Below are 10,310 nucleotides of genomic sequence, written 5' to 3' on the forward strand. Positions count from 1 at the left end.
GACCATGCTTGCTCCCGCTGACGTGGCCCGGTGGCGGCGGGACTGGGAGACAGTGATGCGGTACTACCCGCCGGGACGGGACGAGCTCCTCGCCGCCTGCCTGGCCGCGGTCGAGGAGGTGCACGGACGGCCCCCGGAGCGGGTGCTCGATGTCGGTGGTGGTCCGGGCACCATCGCCGAGGCGATGCTGCGGCGGTGGCCCGGTGCCGACGTCACCGTGCTGGACATCGACCCGGCTTTGCTGGCGTTGACCGACACCGCGTTGCCGCACGTGCGCACGGTCCGGGCTGATATCGGTACCGCACAGTGGCTCGGGTCGGCTGGTGGCCCGTACGACGTGGTGCTGGCGCTGATGACCGTGCACTATCTGCCCGAAGACCGGGTCCGCGACTGGTACGCCGAGGCCCGGCAGTTGCTGCGGCCAGGCGGGCTACTACTCGTCGCTGACGCGATGCGGGACGCTCCGTCCGTGGTGCCGGCGCCGCCGGCAGACGCAGGGGCCGATCCCTGGACCTCGTGGTGGACCGTACTGGCCGGCGAGCCAGCGATGGCGCCGCTGCTGCGCGAGCGGGCAGCCGCCCTGGCAGGCCTCGCCTGCGCGGAGTTCGCCGCGCCGGTCGACTGGCACCGGGATGCCGCCTGGCGAGCCGGCTTTTCGGACGCGACGGTGCTCCACCGGCGGGCGGACCACGCCCTGATGGCTTTCCGTCGCCCGCCGGGCGGCCGATGAGCGCCAGCGCACCCCCTGGGTTCACCGTCATCTACTGCGACGGCCATTGCTGCCAAGCGCTACGCCAGTGGAGCTGACCGGGCGGTCTGGAGGCTCGGCGGACTACGTCGGTGCCCTCCGCGAAGCGGTGCGGTACAGCCGGAACGCGGGTCCTGATCCGGGCGGGCTGCCTCGGTGCCTGCCATCGGGCGCTCGCTCTGCTCCTGTTCACCGGCGCGGCGCGGCGCGGCGGGCGGCTGGCGCTGATCGGGGCCGATCGGGACACCGCACCACCGGCAGGCTGTGCTAGACCTCATCCGAGAGGCCGACCTGCCGCCCCGCTGACCTGCGTCGGCGCGATGCTCGACCGGCATGGCGACCTTGTCGGTTAGCATCACCGTCGCGGTGCTCGGAATACATGGCCCGGCAGAGCAAGGATGAGGGAGGTGACAGCCGATGCCGACAAATCCGATCCCCGGTGCCGTCCGCAACACCCGACAGCGGGCGGAAGTGGTCGAGCTGCTCGCCCGCTCGGACGAGTTCCGCAGCGCGCAGCGCCTGCACGCGGAGCTGCGCGAGGGGGGAGCCGCGGTGGGCCTCACCACCGTCTACCGCACTCTGCAGGCACTGGCCGACGCGGGTGAGGTGGACATCTTGCGCCTGTCCACCGGTGAGCAACTGTTCCGGCGGTGCAGCCGTACCCACCACCACCATTTGGTGTGCCGGCACTGTGGCCGCACTGTCGAGATCACCGGTCCCGCCGTCGAGACGTGGGCCCGCCGGATGGCCAGCCAGCACGGGTTCACCGACGTCAACCACACCCTGGAGATCATGGGCACCTGCGCCGCCTGCGTCACCCGGTAGCTGCCTGCTTAGGGCAAGCCGTTGTACAGGAGCTACGGTGCCGGGACCGCAGTGCAGTCGGCGCAGTGCCCGTGCAGGTCGATCCGGTCGGCGTGCGGAATGAAGCCGGTTGTCGCACGTAGTTCGGTGAGCCAGGCTTCCACTAGGTGCGGCGGGCACTCGGTGATCAGGCCGCAGTCGTCGCAAAGCAGGTGTTGGTGCGGGGTGGCCGGGCAGCGTCGGTAGGCGCGTTCGCCGCCCACTTCGAAGGAGTGCAGCAGTCCGACCTCGGCGAGCCGGTGCAGCGCGCGGTACACGGTGCTGAGGCCGATCCGGTGACCGGCACCGGTTAGCGCGGTGTGCACGGCCTGGGCGGTCATCGGGTGGGTCCGGCCGGTCAGCGCGGCGAGAATGGCCTGCCGTTGCCGGGTGGTGCGTACGCCGGTTGCCCGCAGGGGCGCGTCGGCGGAAGGTGCGGTCTCAGTCATGGCCGGTCAACCGCGCCGGCCGACGTGAACACTGCGCGCCTCGAGAAGGAACACGTCGCGGCGGTTGCCGAGCCAGACAAGATCGCTCGGATCGAGGAGTCGGTCCCAGGTGTGCAGATCGGCGGGGGTGAGCAGGCCGGTGTCGCGGAGCCGGCCGATGCGATTGGCGAGGCGGTTCACGACAGCGCGCTGCTGGGGCGGCGGAAGCGGCGGGGGTAGCTCGGAGAGGGTGGTCACGGTGGTGGCCGGATCCAGGCCGGCACGGCGCAGTGCCTCGTCCCAGCCGTACGGCATGGGTCGGCTGCCGGGCAGCGCGGCGCGTATGCGGGCGAACCAGCGATCCTCGGCGGTGTGCAGGCGCAGCTCCAGCCCGGGGTCGCCGACTCCGAGGTCCCAGGGCAGGTGACGGGCGGGAAGGCCACCCTCGGCCAGCGCCAGCCGCCCGCCGCGAGCCAGCAGGGCGGCGAGGGCGTCGACGGCGCGTTGCTGGTCACCGAGGTGGTGCACCATGGCTGAGGCCCACACGAGGTCTGCGTGCCCGCAGACCGTTCGCCGCAGGCTGCCGGTATCGGCGATGTCGACGAGCTCGACGTCGATGCGAATGCGTGGGTCGGCCCACTCGGTGCGAATCCGCGCTCGGGCCGCCTCCACGATCGCCGGTTCGGCGTCGACAGCGAGGATCCGGCCGCAGGTCATGTGCCGGGCCAGGGCGAGGGCCATGCCGGCGCCGCCGCAGCCGATGTCGACCGCGAGCCGGTCGCCGGGGGCAACCAGCTCGCGGGCGACGGCGTGGTACCAGGCCCGGTCTGCCGTGGCGGCGTCGACGAGGCGGGGCGCGTGGGCCGCCCAGTCGATGCGTGCCTCGGTCATCGGGGTTGCTGGGATCCGCGGCGGGCGTACTTGTTACGGAACTTCTCGACCCGGCCTTCGGTGTCGAGCAGGCGCTGCTTGCCGGTCCAGAAGGGGTGGCTGGCCGAGGAAATCTGGACGTCGATGACGGGGTAGGTGTTGCCGTCGGTCCATTCGATGGTCTGGCTGCTGGTGGCGGTGGAGCGGGTGAGGAAGGCGAAGTTGGCGCCCTTGTCGCGGTAGACGACGGGGCGGTACTCGGGGTGGATGTTCGGCTTCATGCGGGTCGTACTCCTTCGGTGTCAGCCAGTTCCTCCGCCCCGAGGGGGAAGTAGCCGGCGAACGGGTCGTCGTAGGTGCGCCAGGTCTGTTCGCCGTCGGCGAGTTCGGCATCGGTGAGCAGGCAGCCGACAAGGGTGCGGTGCAAGTCGACGGAGTCGATGTCAAGGCCGATGAAGACCAGGTGCTGGTGCCGATCGCCGTAGTAGGGGTCCCAGTCGAGGGCGGCGGCGAGGCGGCGCTGGTCCTCGACATGCTCCCACCTCTGCTCCGGCAAGCTCACCAGCCAGTGTCCGAGGGAGCCCATGGCCAGGGCGCCGCCGGCGAACTCCCAGGCGATGACGGTGTCGGGTTGGCTGGCCAGCCAGAAGTGCCCGCGCGAGCGGATCATCTCGGCGTTGACCTCTTCGAGGACGTCGTGCAGGCGCCGCGGGTGGAATGGCCGGCGGGCACGGAAGACGGCGGAGACAACTCCGCAGTCGGACTCCGGCTCGTGCGCGCCGAGGGTGTAGCCCTGCAGACTGCGGGCGAAGATCCCGGGGGTCTCGGGCCGGTGCCGGTGGGTGTGGCGAAGCTGCCTGGTCAGCGTACTGGCGTCAACGACGTCTTCGTGGACGCGGACCTGCGTCGTCCACGGGGCCATCCGTTCGAGCAGCACCGACAGACGGCTGGTGTCGTACGCGCCCTCGCGGGACTCGCCCCACAGGACGAGGGTGTCGGCGTACTCGATCTGCCGGACGACGACGTCGGCCAGTGCCCGGTCGTCGTTGTCGGCGGCTGCGATGCCGAGAGTCTTCAGGTCGTCAGTGCTGGCCAGGCCGTCGAGCAGGTGCTCGGCGTCGACCACGGTGACGTAGGAGTCGACCCGGATCAGGTCGGTGATCGGTGCGCCGTTGACGAGGCAATGGGCGCAGGCGGCGGCGACCGCCTCGGGTTCGACCACCTCGGGCAGCATCAGCACCAGGTCGCGGTGTGGCTGGGCACGGGCCAGCCGAGCGAGGGTGGGCAGCACGTCCTCCCGCAGCGTGCAGGAGACACAGCCGTGGGCCAAGGTGATTCGCTCGTCCTCGAGCACGCCGGCACCGTCGCGGACGATCCGGTGCACGGTGCCTGCGGCCAGGTCGGCGAGATCGTGCCGGACCAGCAGTAGCGCCGGGTCCGCCGCCAGCAGCGTGCGGGCGACGGCGTACGTCGCGGACGGCCAGAAGCCGCTGAGCACGGTCAACGACGGGCGGGTGTCGGCCGCCGTAGCGCCGCGGTCGGCGGGTGCGAGCGGTGACGTCGACATCACTTTCCTCTCGACACAAACTGAAAACGGTTGTCATTATAGGCATGTGGTGGGCGACGGGCGGGTGGGGGTGTCGGTGGAAAACGACGGTGGCGTGGTGGTCACCATCCGGTTGCCGGGTGCGGCGGGACTGCTCGACGCCGATGCGACCCGCCTGCTGCGGCTGGTGGGTCGCATCGCCGCCCGTCAGGTCGATGGCGGTGTCGAGCCTCCTGCCGCGCGGGACGTGCACCTTTTACGAGTCGTCCCGCACGCGCGCACGGTCTACTGCGACGGTCGCGAGATTGCTCTCACCCGACGCGAGTTCGACCTGCTGCGACACCTCGCCGACCATCCGCGGCGAGTGTTCACCCGTGCTCAGCTGCTCGATCGAGTGTGGGGGCATCCCTTCACCGGTGCCCGCAGCGTCGATGTCCACGTGCGGCGCTTACGGGTGAAGCTCGGTGCCGACCTGCCGGTGATCTCCACGGTGCGTGGGGTCGGGTACCGGCTCGGCTCCGCCGTGTCGGTCGAGGTGGTGGACGACCCCGGGTGAGGGCTTGTCCGAACGGCTGATGTAAAAACGAAAACGGTTCTCGTTACTGTCAACCTTGAACTGGAGGAGTGAGTCGTGTCCCGACGCTGTGACGTCACCGGCGCGGAGCCGAGCTTCGGCAACGCCGTGTCCCACTCCCACCGGCGCACCCGCCGCCGGTGGAACCCCAACCTGCAGAACCACCGCTACTGGCTGCCGTCGGAGCAGCGCTGGGTGCGGCTGACCCTGACGGCGAAGGCGCTGAAGACGGTGGACCGCAAGGGCATTGAGCGGGTCGTCGCCGAGCTGCGCGCCCGGGGAGTGAGGCTCTGATGGCCCGCCAGACCGATGTCCGTCCGATCGTGCGGCTGCGTAGCAGCGCCGGCACCGGCTACACGTACGTGACCCGCAAGAACCGCCGCAACGACCCGGACCGACTGGTGCTACGCAAGTACGACCCGATCGTGCGGCGGCACGTCGAGTTCCGCGAGGCGCGCTGACATGGCCCGCAAGAGCTTGAGTAATCGGCAGGCCCGTCGAGAGGACCTGGTCGCCCGGCATGCCGACCGCCGGGCGGAGCTGAAGCGGCTGATCGTTCACCCGGACACCGACCCGGCCGTACGCGACGACGCCGTGCGCCGGTTGTCCCGCCTGCCTCGCGACTCGAGCCGGGTACGGCTGCGCAACCGGGATGTGATCGACGGCCGCCCACGCGGCGTGCTGACCCGCTTCGGGTTGTCCCGGGTCCGGTTCCGGGAGATGGCGCTGCGCGGCGAGCTGCCAGGCATCCGCAAGGCGTCCTGGTGACGGTTGTCCGGCACCGGTCGGGCGCGGTCCACCGGCCTTGGCCGGCTGCCGCCCGCTCAGGGGGCCACATGTACCACCGCGCGCAGGTGCGCGTGGCGTGGAAAGGGGAGGCATGAATGCGACGGTGAGGGCTCGCGGTTTCGCGGCCCTGGTCGCCGGGGCGGTGGTGGTCGCCGGCACGGTGCTGGCGCCCACGGCCGCGTCTGCGGCGGAGAAGGTGGTGCTGTCCAAGGGACACACCGATGCGGTGGACGTGCACTACAGCGACGGGACGCTGTCGCTGAAGGTGCATGACGACACGGTCAGCCCGGCCGTGGCCCGGGACCCGGCGGACGTGACGTTCCAGGTCCTGCCGGAGGCGGCGATGGCCGTTCCGGACGATCCCCGGTTCGCGTTCCTCGGGCCGGCGGGCAGCCAGATCTGGCTGCTGCCGATGACCCAGGACCCGGATCTGCTCTGGCCGGGTTGGAACACCACGACCCTGAAGACCGGGGTGTTCGAGGGGAACAAGGTGCGGCTGAGCCTGGTCGACGTCCAGGGGCCGGGCAACGTCACGCTGTTCACGCAGGACTCATTCGGCGGTCCGATCATCAAGTTCCGCTCCGATGACGGGCTTCCCGATGCGATCGACGTCCCGGTGCACACGCACGCGCACTCGAACTGGGCGTTCAGTGCGCTGGGCAGCTACACGCTGAAGTTCCAGGCCGACGCGACGCTGGCCAACGGCACCACGCTCAGCACGGGGCCGGTCGACTACTCGTTCGTGGTGGGCGAGTTGTCCGGCGGCGGCCCCGAGGTCAGCCTGTCGGTCAGCGGGATGGCCGACGAGTACCAGCCCAACGACACTGTGACGCTCAACGCGGTGCAGACGCCGCAGACCGAGCTGGACCATTACCACTGGTTCAGCAAGTGCCCGGGCGCGGCGGACTGGAGCGTCGTTCCTGGTGAGGGTGGCGCGAGCTACTCGTTCACCGCGACCCGGGAGCTGAACGCCTGCGAGTACCTGGCCAAGCTCTACGACGACGACCACCAGGTCATCGCGACCAGTGAGCCGGTGACCCTGTGGGTGGCGTTCCCACCGCAGGAGCCGGGCACCTCGCAGACGATCACCGCGTCGATCGACGAGACGCAGGGCTCGCTGGTGATCAGCGTCAACCCGGACGACCGGGCCGTGGTGCTGCCGCCCGCACAGCTCAACGCCGCCGGTGACCGGTGGGAGAGCACCGGCGAACTCCGGCCGGTCGCGGTGACCGACACCCGTGCCGGCCAGCCAGGGTGGAGCGCGTCCGGGCAGATCCCGGCGGACTTCGCCGGACCGGACGGAGCGACGTTCAGCGCCGGCTATCTCGGCTGGACGCCGCGTGTCCTGGCTCAGGCAAACGGGCAGGGCGTGGTTGCTGGTCCGGAGGTGGCTCCGTACGTCGTCGGGGTCGGCGGCGGCCTCGGCAACAGCGCAGTGCTGGGATCGGCGTCGGACGGCGCCGGGCGGGGTACCGCGCAACTGGGCGCAGGCCTGCGGCTGAGCCTGCCCACCGAGACGGCGGCAGGGACCTACACCGCGACCCTGACCCTTACCGCGATCTGATCGCGCCAACCCGTCCGGTGGCCGGGCGTTGAGCCTGGCCACCGGACGATCGCGCGGGGCGAGCGTGTCGTTCGCCGCGACCGCACGCCCCGCACCTCCCCTCGTACCTTAGGAACGGACCCGTCCCCGCAATGCGCCTGCTCGCCACCATCGCCGCCGGCATCGCCCTGCTCGGCGTGGTCCCCGCGCCACCTGCCTCCGCGCTGGCCGCCCCCACCCCGCCGGCGCAGCAAGAGCCGTCGCCGGCACCGCCGTCCGCCGCCGCGACGTGGGGGGTGGCGCCGTCGAGCGCGCGCGGGCCGAACGGCCGGCCGGCGTTCAGCTACAAGCTCGATCCAGGTGCCACCCTGACTGACTACATCGGCGTCACGAACCACTCCACACGCCCGCTCACTCTGAGCCTCTACGCCAGCGATGCGGTCACCACCACGCAGGGCGGGTTCGACCTGCTGGCTGCTGACCAGGAGCCCACCGACGTGGGCTCCTGGGTCCGCCTCCCGCGCCGCACGGTGACCATCCCGTCGACGTCCCGGCTGGACATACCGTTCACGCTTACCGTCCCGCGCAACGCCACGCCCGGGGACCACGCCGGAGGGATCGTCGCCTCGCTGGCCGGCGCGGCCGTCGATGCGCAGGGTAACCGGGTCGCCGTCGATCACCGGGTCGGCGCGCGCATCTACCTGCGCGTGGCCGGTGAGCTACAGCCGACACTGACCGTCGAGAACCTGCGAGTGCGGCATTCCGGCTCGGTCAACCCGCTGGCCGGTGGCACGGTCACCGCCACGTTCACCGTCCGCAACACCGGCAACGTACGGCTCGCCGGGCAACCCGTGCTCGGCGTGGCCGGACCGTTCGGCCTGGCCCGGCAGTCCGTAGACGGGGCAGCCCTGCCGGAGATCCTGCCCGGCGGCGAGCTGACCACCACCGTACGCATGTCGGGTGTCCCGCCGCTGTTCCGACTGACCGCGAACGCGACCGTCACACCGGCCGCCGTGGGCGACCAGATCCTCGACCCGCCACCGCGAGGCGAGCCGGCGCAGGCCACCGTCTGGGCCGTGCCCTGGCCCCAGCTGGCCCTGCTCATCCTGCTTGCGCTCGTCGGCTGGGCACTGATCGCGGCCCGCCGCCGCCGGGCGGCACAGCTCGCGCGAGCGGTGGCCGCCGCCAGGGAGGAGGGCCGCGCGCAGGCAGGCCAGGACATCCCAGTAGCCGCCGGCCGGCAGCCCTCGGCCACCGCCGGCAGAGCAGCACCCGACGACCATCCGATGTCGGACGCCGATCGTCCCGGTCCGGGCCACGACAACCGGCATCCCACCATAGAAGACACGGGGAAGGACGAGAAGTGACTCTGGAGCGACAAATGAGCACGAGAAGTATGCGCGCCGGCGCCGCGAGCCTCGCCGCCGTCATGCTGGCATTGGCCCCCGTGGCAACGCCAGCCTCCGCGGAACCGGCCGCCGCCACCTCGGCCGGCGCCGACCTGGTTTCCGTCGCGCTCGACGGAGGCACGATGTCGCTGCGCTTCCGGGACGCCGCGCAGGTGGCCGGCGGCGTGGCCGGTCGCGATCCTGCCGAGGTTGTGCTCGGCCCGGACGGCGGCCTGGCCGGCCGGGTACCGGCCGGACCGACCCTCGCCTTCCTCGGACGGCCAGGCCACGCCGTGTGGGCACTGTCCGCCGGTGACATCGGGTTCCCGTCCCTGGACACCACGGGGATACGCCCCGGCGTCGTCGACGACGACCGGGTGACCTTGACGCTGGACTCGGTCGAAGGGCCGGGGACATTCACCGCGTACACCCTGTCCGGCCTCGGCGCGGCGACCCCGCTATTCGGCAGCGGTGCCGGCGTGCAGCGGTCGACGCACCTGCCGGCGGGCACGCGTACCGGCGGCGTGGTCTGGGCCTTCGACGCGGCGGGAGAGTACCGGCTCACCCTGACCGGCTCGGCCGCTCTGCGCTCCGGTGCGACGGTACGCGCCGAGGCGTCGTACCGGGTCCGCGTCCCGGCGATCGAGCCGGCGCAGGCGGCGTTGCCCGCTCCGCAGGCGCGGGCGACGCAACCGCACGCCGAGCCAGCCGAGGCATTCGCCGCGCCGAAGCCGGCTGCCGCGCCAAAGGTGGCGGCCGTGCCGAAGGCGGTGAAAACCGCCGCCGGTGCACGCCAGGTAATCGCCGACGGGCACGTCGACATGGGCCCGAACCTGTCCGGGGACAGCTGGACAATCCGGATCAAGGACGACCGGACCAGCCCTCCGGTCTGGCGGGAGACCGCCGACGTGGTCCTGCACGCCAAGGACAAGGCGAAGATCACGGTGCCCGACGGAGCCGACTTCCTCGGCAAGCCGGGCGACACCGTGTGGCTGCTGCCGCAGACCCAGCAGGCGGGTCTGGTCTGGCCGGGCTGGAACACCCAGCACGCGTCCGTCGTGTCGGGCGTCAAGGGCAGCGTCACGTGGACGCTGAAGGGGGTCAACGGGCCCGGCCAGTTCGCCCTGTTCCTGACCGGCTCGTTCGGCAACGCCGACGTGCTGTTCGACTCCGCCAAGCCGTTTCCGCAGAAGCTGGACATCCCACTCAACACCCACACACACGGCAACTGGGCGTTCAGCAAGCCCGGTCTGTACCGTCTCGCAGTGCAGATGAGCGGCACCACCACGGCCGGCAAGGCGGTCACTGACACGAAGACGCTCACGATCGCCGTCGGCGACAGCACCGATCCAAACGCCGGCTTCGGCCCCGGCTCCGACGGTGGTGGCAACGGTGACGACGGTTCAGATCAGGGTGGCGGTGGGCCGCTGCCGCGTACGGGCGCCGGTTGGGTGCTGACGGCCGGACTGCTCGGCGTCGTCCTGGTAGCGGTCGGAGCCGTGCTGTTGCTGCTGGCCCGCCGTCGCGTCGCCCTCGGGAACAGGTGAGGGCGGTGCTTCGGGCGACGTCGCTCATAACGCG

At 71.4% G+C, this 10,310-nt stretch carries 13 protein-coding genes; 9 read left to right on the top strand and 4 right to left on the bottom strand.

Features of this window, described 5'->3' with window-relative positions; all coding sequences use genetic code 11:
- Positions 1–4 precede the first annotated feature (4 nt).
- Together O7615_RS17205 and O7615_RS17210 are read left to right on the top strand one after the other, a co-directional pair.
- A complete protein-coding gene (locus O7615_RS17205) occupies positions 5–730 on the top strand; it encodes a class I SAM-dependent methyltransferase (RefSeq protein WP_278178678.1) in 726 nt (241 codons plus the stop codon).
- A 435-nt stretch (positions 731–1,165) separates the two neighbouring features.
- The gene (locus tag O7615_RS17210; RefSeq protein WP_278178679.1) at positions 1,166–1,573 is read left to right on the top strand and encodes a Fur family transcriptional regulator; all 408 of its coding nucleotides are present in this window, start codon (positions 1,166–1,168) and stop codon (positions 1,571–1,573) included.
- A gap of 32 nt (positions 1,574–1,605) precedes the next feature.
- Here O7615_RS17210 and O7615_RS17215 read toward each other — a convergent pair whose 3' ends face one another.
- The 4 genes from O7615_RS17215 to O7615_RS17230 are packed head-to-tail and all read right to left on the bottom strand — an operon-like array spanning position 1,606 to position 4,459.
- Positions 1,606–2,040 (bottom strand): Fur family transcriptional regulator, encoded by a 435-nt coding sequence (locus O7615_RS17215; RefSeq protein WP_278178680.1) that lies wholly within the window; start codon positions 2,038–2,040, stop codon positions 1,606–1,608.
- 6 nt (positions 2,041–2,046) lie between these two features.
- Positions 2,047–2,910, bottom strand: coding sequence for a class I SAM-dependent methyltransferase (locus O7615_RS17220; RefSeq protein ID WP_278178681.1), 864 nt, complete (start codon positions 2,908–2,910; stop codon positions 2,047–2,049).
- Complete coding sequence (locus O7615_RS17225; RefSeq protein ID WP_278178682.1) at positions 2,907–3,170, bottom strand: type B 50S ribosomal protein L31; 264 nt, start codon at positions 3,168–3,170, stop codon at positions 2,907–2,909. The genes O7615_RS17220 and O7615_RS17225 overlap by 4 nt, the downstream gene beginning before the upstream one ends.
- A complete protein-coding gene (locus O7615_RS17230) occupies positions 3,167–4,459 on the bottom strand; it encodes a GTP-binding protein (RefSeq protein ID WP_278178683.1) in 1,293 nt (430 codons plus the stop codon). Before O7615_RS17230 ends, O7615_RS17225 begins: the two co-directional genes overlap by 4 nt.
- A 46-nt stretch (positions 4,460–4,505) precedes the next feature.
- Here O7615_RS17230 and O7615_RS17235 point away from each other — a divergent pair, with 46 nt between their 5' ends.
- From O7615_RS17235 to O7615_RS17265, 7 genes are all read left to right on the top strand, one after another.
- Positions 4,506–4,991 carry a winged helix-turn-helix domain-containing protein gene (locus tag O7615_RS17235; RefSeq protein ID WP_278178684.1) on the top strand — a complete coding sequence of 162 codons (486 nt, stop codon included), beginning with the start codon at positions 4,506–4,508 and terminating at the stop codon, positions 4,989–4,991.
- 75 nt (positions 4,992–5,066) lie between these two features.
- A complete protein-coding gene (gene rpmB, locus O7615_RS17240) occupies positions 5,067–5,303 on the top strand; it encodes a 50S ribosomal protein L28 (RefSeq protein ID WP_278178686.1) in 237 nt (78 codons plus the stop codon).
- On the top strand, positions 5,303–5,470 hold the full coding sequence (gene rpmG, locus O7615_RS17245; protein ID WP_278178688.1) for a 50S ribosomal protein L33: 168 nt from the start codon (positions 5,303–5,305) through the stop codon (positions 5,468–5,470). The genes rpmB and rpmG overlap by 1 nt, the downstream gene beginning before the upstream one ends.
- 1 nt (position 5,471) lies before the next feature.
- Positions 5,472–5,777: a 30S ribosomal protein S14 gene (rpsN, locus tag O7615_RS17250; RefSeq protein ID WP_278178689.1), complete on the top strand. Its 306-nt coding sequence runs from the start codon at positions 5,472–5,474 to the stop codon at positions 5,775–5,777.
- A gap of 112 nt (positions 5,778–5,889) precedes the next feature.
- Positions 5,890–7,362 (top strand): choice-of-anchor M domain-containing protein, encoded by a 1,473-nt coding sequence (locus O7615_RS17255; RefSeq protein ID WP_278178691.1) that lies wholly within the window; start codon positions 5,890–5,892, stop codon positions 7,360–7,362.
- Positions 7,363–7,493: 131 nt separating this feature from the next.
- Positions 7,494–8,708: a DUF916 domain-containing protein gene (locus O7615_RS17260; protein WP_278178692.1), complete on the top strand. Its 1,215-nt coding sequence runs from the start codon at positions 7,494–7,496 to the stop codon at positions 8,706–8,708.
- A gap of 29 nt (positions 8,709–8,737) precedes the next feature.
- The gene (locus O7615_RS17265; RefSeq protein ID WP_278182127.1) at positions 8,738–10,276 is read left to right on the top strand and encodes a TIGR03773 family transporter-associated surface protein; all 1,539 of its coding nucleotides are present in this window, start codon (positions 8,738–8,740) and stop codon (positions 10,274–10,276) included.
- The last annotated feature ends 34 nt before the right edge of the window (positions 10,277–10,310 follow it).

The sequence above is a fragment of the Micromonospora sp. WMMD1082 genome (assembly GCF_029626175.1).
Lineage (GTDB): Bacteria > Actinomycetota > Actinomycetes > Mycobacteriales > Micromonosporaceae > Micromonospora.

Coding starts and splice junctions, on each gene's coding strand:
- O7615_RS17205 (WP_278178678.1), top strand. CDS start 5: ATGCTTGCTCCCGCTGACGTGGCCCGGTGGCGGCGGGACTGGGAGACA.
- O7615_RS17210 (WP_278178679.1), top strand. CDS start 1,166: ATGCCGACAAATCCGATCCCCGGTGCCGTCCGCAACACCCGACAGCGG.
- O7615_RS17215 (WP_278178680.1), bottom strand. CDS start 2,040: ATGACTGAGACCGCACCTTCCGCCGACGCGCCCCTGCGGGCAACCGGC.
- O7615_RS17220 (WP_278178681.1), bottom strand. CDS start 2,910: ATGACCGAGGCACGCATCGACTGGGCGGCCCACGCGCCCCGCCTCGTC.
- O7615_RS17225 (WP_278178682.1), bottom strand. CDS start 3,170: ATGAAGCCGAACATCCACCCCGAGTACCGCCCCGTCGTCTACCGCGAC.
- rpmG (WP_278178688.1), top strand. CDS start 5,303: ATGGCCCGCCAGACCGATGTCCGTCCGATCGTGCGGCTGCGTAGCAGC.
- rpsN (WP_278178689.1), top strand. CDS start 5,472: ATGGCCCGCAAGAGCTTGAGTAATCGGCAGGCCCGTCGAGAGGACCTG.
- O7615_RS17255 (WP_278178691.1), top strand. CDS start 5,890: ATGAATGCGACGGTGAGGGCTCGCGGTTTCGCGGCCCTGGTCGCCGGG.
- O7615_RS17260 (WP_278178692.1), top strand. CDS start 7,494: ATGCGCCTGCTCGCCACCATCGCCGCCGGCATCGCCCTGCTCGGCGTG.
- O7615_RS17265 (WP_278182127.1), top strand. CDS start 8,738: ATGCGCGCCGGCGCCGCGAGCCTCGCCGCCGTCATGCTGGCATTGGCC.